Origin of the sequence: Streptomyces sp. ADI96-02 (assembly GCF_003846185.1) — a bacterium.
In the GTDB taxonomy this organism is placed as follows: Bacteria; Actinomycetota; Actinomycetes; order Streptomycetales; family Streptomycetaceae; genus Streptomyces.
Genome location: NZ_ML123034.1, coordinates 4,333,126 through 4,348,119, shown reverse-complemented (window position 1 = coordinate 4,348,119; position 14,994 = coordinate 4,333,126). Strand labels below are relative to the sequence as shown.

Genomic DNA, 14,994 nt, shown 5'->3' with positions numbered 1-14,994 from the left:
AACAGGCCGCGCGTGATGCCCTTCAGGTCGACGCCCTGGTCCTTGTAGAACGTCTTGTTCTCGGCGGCGACGAAGGTGTGCTGCACCTGCTTGGGCACCTGGGCCAGGTCGACGATCTGGCGGTTGACGCCGTTGCTGCTCCGGGCCATGAGCGTGCCGTCGCTGTACTGGTAGACGTTGCTCTGCCGCTCGGCCATGGCGTTGGCGGCGGGGACGTCCACGTACACGTAGAGCGCGCCGAAGGCGCCCATGACCAGCAGGCAGAGTCCGAAGAACGCTCCCAGCAGCTTCTTCCACGTGAAGAGTCCGCGTATGCCGCCGCTCTTCGCAGCCCCGCGCGCCTCTCGCGCCGGAGCTCGTCGCGCATCCGCTCGACCCATTGCTGTGTTGCTCCCGCTTCTCTGCTCGACCAGCTCGCTCAGACCTGCCAGCTAACACCGTCAGCGGGGCCGCAAAGCAAGCGATCCGGTCTATTACGGACGTGACAATCAGCACCCGCTCCCAGAGGAACCGACTCCTCAGGGGCGCACATGGTTGCGAGAATCGATAATGTGACATCAGTTTGATAGCTCGGATTGATGGCGCACCTTGATGGCGCGGCGGCGGTCGCGCGGAACGGGGATCCCGTGGTCGGACAGCGCGATGAGCGGCATCCCGGCACACCGGCGGTCGAGGGTCCGCCGGCGGCCGAGGATCCGCCCCGGCGGCCGTCGGCGTCCCGGGCGGGGCAGCGCAAGCGGATGCTGCTGCGACTGGACCCCGCCGTGCACGACGCGCTGGCCCGCTGGGCCTCCGACGAGCTGCGCAGCACCAACGCGCAGATCGAGTTCCTGCTGCGGCGGGCACTGGCGGACGCCGCGCGGTTGCCGGGCTCGGCCGGCCCGATCGCCCGCCGGGGCCGACCGCCCAGGCGGCCGGAGCCGGGGCAGGGACCGGACACCGCCCCGGAGGCGGGCGCGTAGACGCCCCCGGCCAAGGCGTCGCTCGGCCAGGGACGCCATCAGGCCACGTATGCACACCCGCTATACACACCATGTAGAGTGTGTCACATGTCAATCGGTCATACCCTGCTCGGACTCCTGGAGTCCGGCCCGCGCCACGGCTACGACCTCAAGCGCGCCTTCGACGAGAAGTTCGGCCAGGACCGCCCGCTGCACTACGGCCAGGTCTACTCGACGATGTCCCGCCTCCTGAGGAACGGGCTGGTCGAGGTCGACGGCGTCGAGAGCGAAGGCGGGCCCGAGCGCAAGCGCTACGCCATCACCGACGCCGGGGTCACCGACGTCTCCCGCTGGCTGGCCGAGCCCGAGAAGCCCGAGCCGTACCTCCAGTCGACGCTCTACACCAAGGTCGTGCTCGCCCTGCTCACCGGCCGCAGCGCCGCCGACGTGCTGGACGCCCAGCGCTCGGAGCACCTGCGCCTGATGCGCGTCCTCACCGAGCGCAAGCGCCAGGGCGACCTGGCCGACCAGCTCATCTGCGACCACGCGCTGTTCCATCTGGAAGCGGATCTGCGATGGCTGGAACTGACCGCCGCACGGCTCGGCCAGCTCGCCAAGGTGGTCGCGCCGTGAACCCCGACGGCTCCCTGCTCTCCGCCCGCGACCTGCGCAAGTCGTACGGATCGACGCCCGCGCTGGACGGCGCGTCGTTCTCCGTGCACCCGGGCGAGGTCGTCGCCGTCATGGGCCCCTCCGGCTCGGGCAAGTCCACCCTCCTGCACTGCCTGGCCGGGATCATCACCCCCGACTCCGGCACCATCACCTACGCGGGCCGCGAGCTGTCCGCCATGTCCGACGCCGAACGCAGCGCGCTGCGCCGCGGCGACTTCGGCTTCGTGTTCCAGTTCGGCCAGCTCGTCCCCGAGCTGACCTGCGTGGAGAACGTCGCCCTGCCGCTGCGCCTGAACGGCGTGCGGCGCAAGGACGCCGAGCGCACCGCCCGGGGGTGGCTGGAGCGTCTGGAGGTCGACGGCATCGGCGGACAGCGCCCCGGGGAGGTCTCGGGCGGTCAGGGCCAGCGCGTCGCCGTGGCCCGCGCGCTCGCCGCCTCACCGAAGGTGATCTTCGCGGACGAGCCGACCGGCGCCCTGGACTCCCTCAACGGCGAGCGGGTGATGGAGCTGCTGACGGAAGCCGCGCGCTCCTCCAACGTCGCCGTCGTCCTGGTGACGCACGAGGCCCGGGTCGCCGCCTACTCCGACCGGGACGTGACCGTGCGCGACGGCCGGGCCCGCGACGCGGAGTACATCGCGTGACCTTGCTCGACGACCGCCGGACGGCCCCGGACGGAGCTTCCCGGCCCGTGCCCCCTTCCGGGATCGCGGCGGTGGCGCGGGACCTGGGCCTCGGCATCCGCTTCGCCGCCGGCGGAGGCCGCGAGGGCTGGATCCGTACGCTGCTGACGGCGGTCGGCGTCGGCCTCGGCGTCGCGCTGCTGCTGCTCGCCTCCTCCGTACCGCACCTGATCGACGAACAGGCCGCCCGGGGACAGGCCCGCGCCGAGGCCCCGTTGCCGAGGTCCGGGCCGCCGCCCGGACCCTCCGACACCTCCGCGCTCGTGATCGGCGCCGACACGGAGTACCGCGACCTGTCCATCACGGGCCGGCTCCTGCGCGCGGACGGCGCGAACCCGGCCAGGCCGCCGGGCGTAGCACGCTTCCCCGCCCCCGGCGAGATGGTGGTCTCCCCCGCGCTGAAGGAGCTGCTGGCGTCGCCGCGCGGCGAACTGCTGCGGGAGCGGCTGCCGTACCGGGTGACCGGGACCGTCGGCGACGCCGGTCTCCTCTCCCCCGACGAGCTCGTCTACTACGCGGGCAGCGGCACCCTGACCACGGCCGCGGGCGGCCACCGGGTCATCGGCTACGGCGACCGGAGCGAGGGCGATCCGCTGTCGCCGCTGCTGATCGTGCTGGTCGTCATGGTCTGCGTGGTGCTGCTGGTGCCGGTGGCGATCTTCATCGCCACGGCCGTACGGTTCGGCGGCGACCGGCGCGACCGCCGGCTGGCGGCGCTGCGCCTGGTCGGCGCCGGCATCCCCGCGACACGCCGCATCGCCGCCGGCGAGGCGCTGTTCGGCTCCGTGCTCGGGCTGGTGACCGGGCTGGCGCTGTTCCTCCTCGGGCGGCCGTTCGTCGGCGCGGTGAAGGTGTGGGACGTCAGCGCGTTCCCCGCCGACCTCGTCCCCGATCCGCTGTCGGCGGCGCTGGTCGCCGTCGCGGTGCCGGTCACCGCCGTGCTCGTCACCCTGGTGGCGATGCGGTCCGTGGTGATCGAACCGCTCGGCGTGGTGCGCCGCGGTCGCGAGCGTGGGCGGCGGCTGTGGTGGCGGCTGCCGGTGCCGCTCGCGGGCGTCGCGGTGCTCGGGCTGGAGGGCCGGGCCGACGACCTGGAGCCCGTCGCCCCGGTCCCGATCGCGACCGGAGCCGTCCTGGTGCTGGTCGGCCTGGCCCTGCTGCTGCCGTGGCTGGTCGAGGCGTGCGTGCGCGGGCTGCGCGGCGGTCCGGTGCCCTGGCAGCTCGCCACCCGGCGGCTCCAGTTGAGCAGCGGGTCGGCGTCCCGCGCGGTCGTCGGCGTCACCGTGGCGGTGGCGGGGGCGATCGCCCTCCAGACGCTCTTCGCCGCGATGAACGCCGATTTCAACCGGGTGACGGGCCAGGATCCCTCCCGCGCCCAGTTCGCCGCCTACTCCGAGAATGTCACCGGCGACGCCACCTCCATGATCGAGCAGTTCCGTGCCACCGAGGGCGTCGACCTGGTGATCGGCTCGGTGGAGGCGTACGCGACCAGGCCCGGCGTCTACGACGAGGACGACATGCGGCCCACCACCTCGCTGACGGTGGGCGACTGCCCGACCCTGCGCGAGCTGGCCCGGATCGGCGCGTGCGAGGACGGCGACACGTTCGTCGTCCATCCCGCGCGCGGCAGGGGCATGGGGAAGTGGGTCGACGAGACCGCCCGCAAGGGCGAGGAGATCGTGGTCGACTCGGACAGGGCACGACGCCCCTACCGCTGGACGCTGCCCGCCGACTCCCCGACCGTCCCGGGCCGCCGCGACCCGATGGGCGAGGACCACTGGGGAATCATGGTCACCACGGGCGCGATCGACGCCGCCGCCCTACCGGGCGCGCGGGCGGTGGCGCAGATCCGGGTGGACCCCGACTCGCCCGACGTCGCCGAACGCGTACGGAACACGGCGGCCCGGATCGACCCCGGCATGCGGTTCGTCACGCTCGCCTCCGTGCAGCGCGACCGGCAGTACGCGAGCATCCAGACCGGGCTCCAGGCGGGGGCGAGCGCGGTGCTGCTGCTGATCGCCGCGTCCATGCTGGTCTCACAGCTGGAGCAGTTGCGCGAGCGCAGACGGCTGCTGTCCGTCCTGGTCGCCTTCGGCACCCGGCGCTCGACGCTCGCCTGGTCGGTGCTGTGGCAGACCGCCGTGCCGGTCCTGCTCGGGCTGCTCCTCGCGGTGGCGGGCGGCCTCGGCCTGGGGGCGACCCTCACCTGGATGATCCGCAAACAGGTGTCCGACTGGTGGCTGTTCCTGCCGCTGGCCGGGGCCGGCGGCGCGTTGATCCTGCTGGTGACGGTGTTGTCGCTGCCGCCGCTGTGGCGCCTGATGCGTCCGGACGGGCTGCGCACGGAGTGACCCCGGCGCGGCCGGGCGGCGTCCTCGCGCGAGGCGCCGCCCGGCCGTGTTCCGCGCGCCGTTCAGCCGGCGGCGGCCACCGGCCGGACCGGCAGCGGCGCCATCGCACCGCGCAGCGCGGCGGCGAACTCCTCGAACTCGCCGCCCCGCGCCGACCCGGTCCGCATGGCCAGCGCCACCCGCCGGGTGGGCGCGGGGTCCGCGAAGTACCCGGTGGCCAGCGCGTCGTTGCGCCCGGTCTCCACCGTCACCGCGGTCCGCGGCAGCAGCGTCACCCCGAGGCCGCCCGCCACGAGTTGTACGAGGGTGGAGAGGCCGGCCGCCGTGGTCGTCACCGGCGTGCCGTTCCTGCGCCCGGCCTCGCGGCAGATGTCCAGGGCCTGGTCGCGCAGGCAGTGCCCTTCGTCGAGCAGCAGCAGCGGCAGCTCGCGCAGGGCCTCGCGGGGAATGTCCGCCCGGCCGCCGAGCCAGTGCTCCTGCTCCATGACCAGGACGAAGTCCTCGTCGAAGAGCGGGATCTCGCTCACCCCGGGCACGCCGAGCGGCACCGCGAGGAGCAGCAGGTCCAGCCGGCCTCCGGCGAGCCCCTCCAGCAGGGAGGAGGTCTGCTCCTCGTGGACCTGGAGGTCGAGGTCCGGGTAGCGGTCATGGACCAGCCGCAGCACGGTGGGCAGCAGATAGGGGGCCACGGTCGGGATCACGCCGAGCCGGAGCACCCCGGTGAACGGCGCGCGCACCGCCTCCGCCTCCTCCATCAGCGCTCCGACCGCCTCCAGCACGGCGGCGGCCCGCACGGCGAGCCGTTCCCCGGCCGCCGAGAGCAGCACCTTGCGCGTCGTACGCTCGATCAACTGGACGCCCAGTGACTCCTCCAGCGTGGAGACGGCTCCGGAGAGTGCCGGCTGACTCATCCCGATCGCCGCCGCCGCGTCCCTGAAGTGCAGGTGCTCCGCCACGGCCGCGAAGGCGCGCAGCTGCGAAAGGCTCGGTTGTTTGGGGCGTATGCCCTGGTTCCCCTGTGCCACTGATAGGCACCTCCGATCATCGCGCCCGAGTGTAGCTATTTCCGTGATCAATGCACTCTGTGCCAGAGTGGATCTCGTCCAACCCTCAGGAAATCTCCCAAAAGGGGATTTCCTACGCTGCAAGGAGAGCGCGTGCTCACTGTCGGTGACAAGTTCCCCGAGTTCGACCTGACTGCTTGTGTTTCGCTGGAAAGCGGCAAGGAGTTCGAGCAGATCAACCACAAGACCTACGAGGGCAAGTGGAAGATCGTCTTCGCGTGGCCCAAGGACTTCACCTTCGTGTGCCCCACCGAGATCGCCGCCTTCGGCAAGCTGAACGAGGAGTTCGCCGACCGGGACGCCCAGGTCCTCGGCTTCTCCGGTGACTCCGAGTTCGTGCACCACGCCTGGCGCAAGGACCACCCGGACCTGACCGACCTGCCCTTCCCGATGCTGGCCGACTCGAAGCACGAGCTCATGCGCGACCTCGGCATCGAGGGCGAGGACGGCTTCGCCCAGCGCGCCGTCTTCATCGTCGACCAGAACAACGAGATCCAGTTCACGATGGTGACCGCCGGTTCCGTGGGCCGTAACCCCAAGGAGGTCCTGCGGGTCCTGGACGCCCTCCAGACCGACGAGCTGTGCCCGTGCAACTGGACCAAGGGCGAGAACACCCTCGACCCGGTCGCGCTCCTCTCGGGCGAGTGAGCTGACACCGACATGGCACTCGACGAACTGAAGTCCGCCATACCGGACTTCGCCAAGGACCTGAAGCTGAACCTCGGTTCGGTCATCGGCAACAGCGACCTCCCGCAGCAGCAGCTGTGGGGCACCGTGCTGGCCTGCGCGATCGCCTCGCGCTCGCCGAGGGTGCTCCGCGAGCTGGAGCCCGAGGCGAAGGCCAACCTCTCCGCCGAGGCGTACGCCGCGGCGAAGTCGGCCGCCGCCATCATGGCGATGAACAACGTCTTCTACCGGACCCGGCACCTGCTGTCGGACCCGGAGTACGGCACGCTCCGCGCGGGCCTGCGGATGAACGTCATCGGCAACCCGGGCGTGGAGAAGGTCGACTTCGAGCTGTGGTCGCTCGCCGTCTCGGCGATCAACGGCTGCGGCCAGTGCCTGGACTCGCACGAGCAGGTGCTGCGCAAGGCCGGCGTCGACCGCGAGACCATCCAGGAGGCCGTGAAGGTCGCCTCGGTGATCCAGGCGGTCGGTGTGACCCTCGACTCCGAGGCCGTGCTCGCCGAGCAGTGACACGCGAGCGGTGACACCGCACCACCTCTGACACGCCGAAGGGCCCCGCGGACGACCGACCGTCCGCTGGGCCCTTCCGGTGTCCGTGCCGTCACCTCGGGGGCGGACCGCCCTCCGGGGCCGGAACACCGGGCGCTGCCTGCGCGGAGGGGGCCTCGGTCGCTTCGGCGGCGGGCGCGGCGGCCTGCGCGGGAAGCGGCTCGTCGGGGGCCGGGGCCGGCGGAGCGGGGACGGGCGTCGGCTCCGGCGAGAGGGCGGTGGCCCCGTGGCGGCCGTCGGACGACGACCCGGGCAGGTGCCCCTGGCCGTACGAGCGGAGGTAGCCGACGACCGTGTTGATCACGGCGACCAGCGGCACGGCGACCACCGCGCCGCCGATGCCGGCGACCAGGCCGCCGGTCGCCACCGCGAGGACCACGGCCAGTGGATGGACCCGCACGGCGCGGCCGAGGATGAACGGCTGGAGGATGTGGCCCTCGATCTGCTGCACCGCCAGGACGACGATCAGCACCATCAGCGCGGTGAACACGCCGTCGGTGACCAGGGCGACGACCACGGCCAGCGCGCCGGAGACCACCGCGCCGACCAGCGGGACGAAGGCGAACAGGAAGATGAACACCGCCAGCGGCACCGCGAGCGGCACGTTGAGGACGTAGAGCCCGAGGCCGATGAAGATGGCGTCGATCAGAGCGACGAGCACCGTCCCGCGCACGTAGGCGGTGAGCGTGCGCCAGGCGCGCGGACCGGCGCCCGCGACCCCGGGCCGGGCCTGGGCGGGCACCAGCTTGAGCGTCCACTGCCAGATGCGCTTGCCGTCGTAGAGCAGGAAGAGCGTCGAGAACATCGCCAGCAGGAGTCCGGTCAGGAACTCCACCATCACCGTGACGCCCTGGAGCCCGGCGGAGGTGATCTCCTCCGTATTGGTGCCGATGGTGTCGTTGAGGTTCTTGGCGATGTCGTTGATCTGCGACTCGGTGACGTGGAAGGGGCTGTCCAGCAGCCAGCGCTTCAGCTCGTCGACGCCGTCGCGGACCCGCTCGGACAGCGTGTCGAGGTTGTCCATCACCTGCCACACCACGAACCAGCCGACCAGGCCGATGACGACGAAGCCGAGCACCGCGGTGACGGCGGTGGCCAGCCCGCGCGGCAGCCCGAGCCGCTTGAGCCGCACCACGGTCGGCTGGAGCATCGCCGTGACGAGCAGCGCCGCGGCGAACGCCAGCACGACGAGCTGTACGGCGCTGATGACGCGCATCAGCACCCAGAGCGTGCCCGCGAGGACGAGCAGCCGCCAGCCGGCCTCGGCCGCGACGCGCATCCCCCACGGGATCGCCGCCACCGGATCCGGCTTGGCGGCGACGGAGGGGGCGTACGAAGGGGGCGCGGGCACCTGGGCGGCGGCGCCGTCCGCGGGCCCCCCGGCTCCGGCGCGCGGGGCGTCCTCATCATCGTCGGCGGCGCGCGCCCGTCGCTCGTCCAGGCGTGCGCCCAGCTCCGTCAGTTCGGCCCCGAAGCGGCCCAGCCAGCCTGGCAGTTTCGACATGCTTCTTTCCCTTCCCCCATCTGCGCTCTCCAGCGTTCCGAGGAGCGCCGGATGCGACCGTACACGCGAGCAGCCCCCCACCGGTGGACGGTGAGGGGCTGCCCGGGACGGACGAAGGTGTTCTCGTACGGTCCTAGTACCAGTTGTTGGCCTGCCAGAAGGACCAGGCGCCGCAGGGGCTGCCGTAGCGGCCGTCCATGTAGCTCAGGCCCCACTTGATCTGGGTGGCCGGGTTGGTCTGCCAGTCGGCGCCGGCGGTGGACATCTTGGTGCCCGGGAGGGCCTGCATCAGACCGTACGCCCCGGAGGACGGGTTGGTCGCGCGGTAGTTCCAGGTCGACTCGTGGTTCACGATGTTGCTGAAGCACTGGAACTGGTCCGCGGGAACCATCTGGCGGGCCATCGCCTGGACCTCGGCCACGCTGTACGAGCCCTGTGCGGAGAACGAGGAGGCCTCGCGCACGGAGGACCGGCTGGCGCGCTCCTCGGCCTCCTTCTTCTCCCGCTCGGCCTTGCGTTCGGCCTCGGCCCTGTCCTCGGCCGCCTGCTTCTTGGACTTGGCGTCCTTGGCGGCCTGGATGCGGGCCGACTCCTCGGCCGACTTCTTCGCGGCTGCGTCGGCGGCGGATGCCTGGGCATCGGCCTGCTGCGTCAGCGAAGCGGTCTGCACCTGGGCCTGCTGGCCCGCGGGGATGTCTGCGAGCAGCGTGGTGTCGGCTGCGGCTGCCTCGAAGTTGTTGTCGTCGACGGCGGGAGTGCCGCCCGAAGCAACGCCCACGACGGCGCCTACGGTGGTGACCGCGGTGGCAGATGCCACGGCGAACCCCCGGACCGAGATCCGGCTCACACGGTGTCCTTCCAGCATCGCCCGCTTAGGTGACCTCGCGGGCGCAATCGTGCCCTTGACACTGGCCTCCCTACTGCTTGGGTCACGGGAGGCACGGGCCCGATGGGCAACCCCGGTGAGAGGGCTGCCGCGTGGTGCTCGCGGGCGGCATACGGACGTCGCGTGTTGAGTTGTGTGGTGCGTGACGCCTCTGGAGACGCCTGAGTTCCGTATGCGGGGCCTGACGGAAGCAAGACTCTGCCGGACGGGAACGCCGTTGGGCAATTCTCTGTTGCGTGGGAAAGCTCACACCTCGTTTGGACCACCGGTTTGGCGGAAATGACGGCGCAGCACGATGCCGCCCGGCTAAGCTCCTTGGCTCGCCGGGCGGCATCGATGGGACATCCGTGTCAGATCTGGCCTTCCTCCAGCATTTCGGTCACCAGCGCGGCGATCTGCGAGCGCTCGGAGCGGGTGAGCGTGACATGCGCGAAGAGCGGATGGCCCTTCAGCTTCTCGACGACGGCGACGACTCCGTCGTACCGGCCGACGCGGAGGTTGTCCCGCTGGGCCACGTCATGCGTGAGCACCACCCGCGAATTCGCCCCGATCCGGGACAACACGGTCAGCAGGACGTTCCGTTCGAGCGACTGCGCCTCGTCGACGATCACGAACGCGTCGTGCAGCGAGCGCCCGCGGATGTGGGTGAGCGGCAGGACCTCCAGCATCCCGCGCCCGAGCACCTCCTCGATCACCTCGCGGCCGGCGACCGCCGACAGCGTGTCGAAGACCGCCTGTGCCCAGGGGCTCATCTTCTCGGACTCGCTGCCCGGGAGGTAGCCGAGCTCCTGCCCGCCGACCGCGTACAGCGGGCGGAAGACCATCACCTTCTTGTGCTGCTGCCGCTCCAGCACCGCCTCCAGACCGGCGCAGAGCGCCAGGGCCGACTTGCCGGTGCCCGCCCGGCCGCCCAGCGACACGATGCCGACGTCCCCGTCGAGCAGCAGGTCGAGGGCGATGCGCTGCTCCGCGCTGCGGCCGTGGATGCCGAACGCCTCCCGGTCGCCCCGCACCAGCCGTACGTTGCCGTCGGCGGTGACCCGGCCGAGCGCCTTGCCCCGCTCGGACTGGAGGACCAGGCCGGTGTGCACCGGCAGCTCGGCGGCCTCGGGGACGTACAGCGTCTCCTCGCCGAACAGCAGGTCGACCTGTTCCCCGGAGAGGGACAGCTCGGTCATGCCCGTCCAGCCGGAGTCGGTGATGGCCAGCTCCGCGCGGTACTCCTCGGCGAGGAGGCCGACCGAGGACGCCTTGATCCGCAGGGGCAGGTCCTTGGAGACGACGGTGACGTCGTACCCCTCGGCCTGGAGATTGCGCGCGACCGCCAGAATCCGTGAGTCGTTGTCCCCCAGCCGGTAGCCGGCGGGCAGGACGCCGGGATCGGAGTGGTTGAGTTCGACACGGAGCGTCCCGCCCAGATCCCCAAGCGGGATCGGCGCGTCCAGCCGGCCGTACCGGACCCGGAAGTCGTCCAGCAGGCGCAGTGCCTGCCGGGCGAAGTAGCCGAGCTCCGGGTGGTGCCGTTTGGCCTCCAGCTCCGTGACCACCACGATCGGCAGCACGACTTCGTGCTCGTCGAAGCGGGCCATGGCGTTGGGGTCGGCCAGCAGGACGCTGGTGTCGAGAACATAGGTGCGCCTGTCGGGCAGGCGCCGCTTGGTGGTCACCACGGAAGGACGTACCCCCTCGGACGAGGTCGGGGAGTGCGACGAACGGTCGCGGAGCTTCCCGAAGGGAGAGGACGGACCGGGTTCTGGCCCCGCGCGCGGGCCGAACCGGCCTCCGCGTCGGCCGCACGGTGTGTACGGTCCTTCGTGTGCAAAGGGCCTCCCGGGCGAGCGGGCTGGGTGCCGCTCACTTGGACGCGACATCCGCCTGGTTGCTGACCGGACGTCGACCTGTCAGGGGTATTCCCTCATCGGCTCGAAGACATGCCGCTGCATATGACAAGAGGAGCGGAAGCCCCGGTGGACGCGCGGTGACTCCCCTCTGTACGGGGGAGTCACGGGGCGGGCGTCCGCGGGGCCCGAAAGGCCCGGAAGCAGGTCCAGGCCGTCAGAGGGCGGCTCAGGCGCCGTAGCGGCGGTGGCGGGCGGCGTAGTCGCGCAGGGCCCGCAGGAAGTCGACCTTGCGGAAGGCCGGCCAGAAGACCTCGCAGAAGTAGTACTCCGAATGGGCGCTCTGCCAGAGCATGAAGCCCGACAGGCGCTGCTCTCCGCTCGTACGGATCACCAGGTCCGGGTCGGGCTGACCGCGGGTGTACAGGTGTTCGGAGATGAGGTCCGTGGAGACGACCTCGGCCAGCTCCTCGAAGGTGGTGCCCTTGGCGGAGTGGTCCAGGAGCAGCGAGCGGACCGCGTCGGCGATCTCCTGGCGGCCTCCGTAGCCGACGGCCACGTTGACGATTATCCCGTCGATGTGGGACGTCGACTCCTCGGCCTCCTTGAGCACCGTCTGGGTCCCGGCGGGCAGCAGGTCGAGCGTGCCGACGTGGTGCACGCGCCACCGGCCGTCCGCGGCGAGGTTGCGCACGGTGTTCTCGATGATGCCCAGCAGCGGCTTCAGCTCGTTGGCGGGCCGGTCGAAGTTGTCCGTGGAGAGCAGCCAGAGGGTGACGACCTCGACGTCGGTCTCGTCGCACCAGCCGAGCAGCTCGGAGATCTTGTCCGCCCCGGCCTGGTGGCCCTGCACGGCCGACCCGCCGGACGCCTTCGCCCAGCGCCGGTTGCCGTCCAGGATGACCCCGATGTGCTTCGGCACCTGGTCGTGGTCCAGGCGGCCTTCCACCCGGCGCGCGTAGAGCCTGTACACCAGGTCGCGGAAGTTCACTGAGCTCACCCTCTCGGTTCCGTACGGGCCCGGGGCCCGTCCTCCCCGTCGCCGGGGGTCCGGGGGCCGTCCCCCGCGGGGGGTCGCCGCGCTCTCCCGCGGTCCGGACGGGCGCACGGAAGGCGTCGGACCGGCGCCGCGCCGCACGTCGGCGTTCCCCGAAGCCGCCACATTACTGCGACCGGGTCACGGGGGCCCAACCCGGTCTGTCACAACTGCGTGATAGGGAGGGAAACGTGACTGATTACCTCTCCTACCGCGCCGACGACTCGCGCTACGACTCGATGGAATACCGCCGCAGCGGACGCAGCGGCCTCAAGCTGCCCGCCCTCTCCCTCGGCCTGTGGCACAACTTCGGCGACGACCGGGCGCTCGACGGGCAGCGGACGATCCTGCGCCGCGCCTTCGATCTCGGCGTGACCCACTTCGACCTGGCCAACAACTACGGCCCGCCGCCCGGCTCGGCCGAGCTGAACTTCGGCAAGCTGTTCGCCCAGGATTTCGCACCGTACCGGGACGAACTGGTCATCTCCACCAAGGCCGGCTACCTCATGCACCCCGGTCCGTACGGCGAATGGGGCTCCCGCAAGTACCTGCTCTCCTCGCTCGACGCCTCCCTGGACCGGATGGGCCTGGACTACGTCGACATCTTCTACTCGCACCGCTTCGACCCGGAGACTCCGCTGGAGGAGACGATGGGAGCGCTGGCCTCCGCGGTGCGGCAGGGCAAGGCGCTGTACGTGGGCGTCTCCTCGTACAACGCGGAGCAGACCGCCGAGGCCGCCCGGCTGCTCAAGGAGATGGGGGTGCCCGCGCTGATCCACCAGCCGTCCTACTCCATGATCAACCGCTGGATCGAGGACGACGGGCTGCTCGACACCCTGGAGGCGGCCGGCATGGGCTGCATCTCCTTCGTGCCGCTGGCCCAGGGCCTGCTCACCGGCAAGTACCTCAAGGGCATCCCGGAGGGTTCGCGGGCCACGCAGGGCAAGTCCCTCGACCCGGGGCTGCTCTCCGACGAGGTGGTGCGCCGGCTCAACGGGCTCAACGACATCGCCGCCGGCCGCGGCCAGTCGCTCGCCCAGCTCGCCATCGCGTGGGTGCTGCGCGACAGCCGCATGACGTCCGCGCTGATCGGCGCGTCGAGCGTGAAGCAACTGGAGGAGAACGTGGCCGCGCTGGCCGGACCGGCCCTGTCGGCCGACGAGTTGAAGGAGATCGACACGTTCGCGGTCGACACCGCGGGCACCAACATCTGGGCCGGACGCGGCTGACGCCCGCACCCTGACGCCCCGCCGGCGGCCCGCCCGGGACCCGTCCGGCGCGGCGGGCGGCGTCCGCGACGGGCCGGCACAGAAAACGGGCCGGTCCGTGGGGGGGATACGGACCGGCCCGAGGGGGGGTTTCCACCATAACCCTTCGTAAGTGATGGTGGGTGCCACGCCACTCCACCATCACTCTCCGAATGCGGCGGACTGCGTTCCGGGCACCGGAAGCCGCCTCGGAACCCCGGCCCGGGACCGGTGTACGTGATGCGGCGGCGCAGGGGGGCGGCGCGCGGCGCGGCCTTGACGCCCGGGGAGCCGGCCGACGCGGCCGGCCGGGACGGCTCGGCCGACGAGCCGCCGGACAGCCGTCATGAGCGGTCGAAACGGACGGTGACCGTGTCGCCGGCGGCGATCACGAAATCCCCTTCCGCGCAGCGGATGACGGCTTCGCGGACCTCGCCGTTCCCGTCCGTGCGCTCCCGGGTGCCGACGACGGTCCACGCACCGCCGTACGGCGCGGGCGGCACCTGGCCGAGCGGGGCGTGCTGCCACTGGCTCGCCGGGACGCACCAGTCGGGCAGCCGGGGCCAGGCTCCCGGAGTGACCCGCAGAGTCCGGTCGAAGGCACAGGTCAGCAGGACGGACTGGCCTCCGGCGAGGACGAACTCGACGGCTTCCGGCTCCCCGGCCCGCCCCTCCGGCCGGTAGAAGACGCCGTGCACCGCGGTGATCCGGGAACCCGTCAGCCAGTCCGAACCGCCGTGGCGGACCCGGCCGGCCGGACCGCCGCACTTCTGCCGCTCCACCGTCATGGACGCTCCCGTCTCGTCGCCACGCGCGCTTCCGGTCAGTAGGACGGTCTCGCCCACGATCGCGTTGCACGCGGTGAGGAGCTGAACTGAGGTCCGGCGTAGTCGAATTGACCTCACGTCAGGCATACGGGCAGATCAGCCGGGTTGGTCGGCGTCTACGTGCCGCCGGTCAGGCCGCCGCCAGGGCTCCCAGGAGCAGTCCGCTCAGCGCACCGGCGAGCATGAACGGCCCGAACGGGATCCCGGTCTTCCGTCCCGCCCGGCGCAGCAGCACCAGCCCGAGTCCGTACGCGGCCCCGAACAGGAACCCGGCGAACCCCCCGAGGAACAGCACCGCCCAGCCGTACCAGCCCAGCGCGGCTCCCAGCGCCAGGGCGAGTTTCACGTCGCCGAAGCCCATGCCGCTCGGGTTGATCAGGAAGAGCAGGAGGTAGAACCCGCCCAGGGCCGCGCCGCCGAGGAGGGCGGAGGTCCAGGATCCGGCGTGCCCGGGGAGCAGGGCCGCCCCGCCCAGCAGCAGGACGGCGGCGGCGGCGAGCGGCAGGGTCAGCGGATCGGGGAGCCGGTGGACGCGGCGGTCGACGACGGCGAGGAGTACGGCGACGGGGGCCAGCAGCAGCCAGCAGAGCAGTTCCGGCCTGGCCCCGGTGGCGGCGGCGAGCGCCACACAGGCGAGGACGGTGACGACGGGGGCGAGGACGCCGGGGGCGTAGGCGCGCCCAGGGCGGGCGGGGGCGGCCGTCTCGCG

General features: G+C 71.7%; 15 protein-coding genes. 7 read left to right on the top strand and 8 right to left on the bottom strand.

Going from position 1 to position 14,994, the window contains the following annotated elements; translation table 11 throughout:
- The coding region (locus tag EES43_RS19285; RefSeq protein WP_206430085.1) for a transglycosylase domain-containing protein at window positions 1–380 on the bottom strand (380 nt) is incomplete at its 3' end.
- Window positions 381–740: 360 nt separating this feature from the next.
- Between EES43_RS19285 and EES43_RS19280 the strand changes: the two genes are divergently transcribed.
- From EES43_RS19280 to EES43_RS19265, 4 genes are all read left to right on the top strand, one after another.
- Entirely contained in the window at window positions 741–962 is a 222-nt protein-coding gene (locus EES43_RS19280; RefSeq protein WP_124272066.1) for a type II toxin-antitoxin system antitoxin, read from the top strand.
- Window positions 963–1,049: 87 nt separating this feature from the next.
- Window positions 1,050–1,574 (top strand): PadR family transcriptional regulator, encoded by a 525-nt coding sequence (locus EES43_RS19275; RefSeq protein ID WP_124269854.1) that lies wholly within the window; start codon window positions 1,050–1,052, stop codon window positions 1,572–1,574.
- A complete protein-coding gene (locus tag EES43_RS19270; protein WP_124269853.1) occupies window positions 1,571–2,257 on the top strand; it encodes an ABC transporter ATP-binding protein in 687 nt (228 codons plus the stop codon). The genes EES43_RS19275 and EES43_RS19270 overlap by 4 nt, the downstream gene beginning before the upstream one ends.
- 47 nt (window positions 2,258–2,304) lie before the next feature.
- Entirely contained in the window at window positions 2,305–4,647 is a 2,343-nt protein-coding gene (locus EES43_RS19265) for an FtsX-like permease family protein (RefSeq protein ID WP_241192695.1), read from the top strand.
- 62 nt (window positions 4,648–4,709) lie between these two features.
- Here the strand turns inward: EES43_RS19265 and EES43_RS19260 are convergent, their stop codons facing one another.
- Window positions 4,710–5,672, bottom strand: a complete 963-nt coding sequence (locus tag EES43_RS19260) for a hydrogen peroxide-inducible genes activator (protein ID WP_124269851.1) — start codon at window positions 5,670–5,672, stop codon at window positions 4,710–4,712.
- 132 nt (window positions 5,673–5,804) lie between these two features.
- Between EES43_RS19260 and EES43_RS19255 the strand changes: the two genes are divergently transcribed.
- Window positions 5,805–6,359, top strand: a complete 555-nt coding sequence (locus tag EES43_RS19255) for a peroxiredoxin (protein ID WP_007452441.1) — start codon at window positions 5,805–5,807, stop codon at window positions 6,357–6,359.
- Between the two features lie 12 nt (window positions 6,360–6,371).
- On the top strand, window positions 6,372–6,908 hold the full coding sequence (locus tag EES43_RS19250; protein WP_124269850.1) for an alkyl hydroperoxide reductase: 537 nt from the start codon (window positions 6,372–6,374) through the stop codon (window positions 6,906–6,908).
- A 91-nt stretch (window positions 6,909–6,999) separates the two neighbouring features.
- On the opposite strand, the gene EES43_RS19245 is transcribed toward EES43_RS19250, so the two are convergent.
- The 4 genes from EES43_RS19245 to EES43_RS19230 form a co-directional block, all read right to left on the bottom strand.
- Complete coding sequence (locus tag EES43_RS19245) at window positions 7,000–8,451, bottom strand: AI-2E family transporter (RefSeq protein WP_124269849.1); 1,452 nt, start codon at window positions 8,449–8,451, stop codon at window positions 7,000–7,002.
- A 133-nt stretch (window positions 8,452–8,584) separates the two neighbouring features.
- Window positions 8,585–9,298, bottom strand: coding sequence for an aggregation-promoting factor C-terminal-like domain-containing protein (locus EES43_RS19240; protein WP_124269848.1), 714 nt, complete (start codon window positions 9,296–9,298; stop codon window positions 8,585–8,587).
- Window positions 9,299–9,687: 389 nt separating this feature from the next.
- The gene (locus EES43_RS19235) at window positions 9,688–11,007 is read right to left on the bottom strand and encodes a PhoH family protein (protein ID WP_277426077.1); all 1,320 of its coding nucleotides are present in this window, start codon (window positions 11,005–11,007) and stop codon (window positions 9,688–9,690) included.
- Between the two features lie 397 nt (window positions 11,008–11,404).
- On the bottom strand, window positions 11,405–12,166 hold the full coding sequence (locus tag EES43_RS19230) for an isoprenyl transferase (protein WP_124272064.1): 762 nt from the start codon (window positions 12,164–12,166) through the stop codon (window positions 11,405–11,407).
- Between the two features lie 236 nt (window positions 12,167–12,402).
- Between EES43_RS19230 and mgrA the strand changes: the two genes are divergently transcribed.
- On the top strand, window positions 12,403–13,440 hold the full coding sequence (mgrA, locus tag EES43_RS19225) for an L-glyceraldehyde 3-phosphate reductase (protein WP_124269847.1): 1,038 nt from the start codon (window positions 12,403–12,405) through the stop codon (window positions 13,438–13,440).
- A gap of 362 nt (window positions 13,441–13,802) precedes the next feature.
- On the opposite strand, the gene EES43_RS19220 is transcribed toward mgrA, so the two are convergent.
- Window positions 13,803–14,246 carry a hypothetical protein gene (locus EES43_RS19220; RefSeq protein ID WP_124269846.1) on the bottom strand — a complete coding sequence of 148 codons (444 nt, stop codon included), beginning with the start codon at window positions 14,244–14,246 and terminating at the stop codon, window positions 13,803–13,805.
- Between the two features lie 169 nt (window positions 14,247–14,415).
- Window positions 14,416–14,994 (bottom strand): prepilin peptidase (locus tag EES43_RS19215; RefSeq protein ID WP_241192473.1); only part of this gene is annotated, 579 nt, incomplete at its 5' end.

Excerpts from the sequence above, each read along its gene's own strand:
- EES43_RS19280 (WP_124272066.1), top strand. The coding sequence starts at position 741 with ATGCTGCTGCGACTGGACCCCGCCGTGCACGACGCGCTGGCCCGCTGG.
- EES43_RS19275 (WP_124269854.1), top strand. The coding sequence starts at position 1,050 with ATGTCAATCGGTCATACCCTGCTCGGACTCCTGGAGTCCGGCCCGCGC.
- EES43_RS19250 (WP_124269850.1), top strand. The coding sequence starts at position 6,372 with ATGGCACTCGACGAACTGAAGTCCGCCATACCGGACTTCGCCAAGGAC.
- EES43_RS19245 (WP_124269849.1), bottom strand. The coding sequence starts at position 8,451 with ATGTCGAAACTGCCAGGCTGGCTGGGCCGCTTCGGGGCCGAACTGACG.
- EES43_RS19220 (WP_124269846.1), bottom strand. The coding sequence starts at position 14,246 with ATGACGGTGGAGCGGCAGAAGTGCGGCGGTCCGGCCGGCCGGGTCCGC.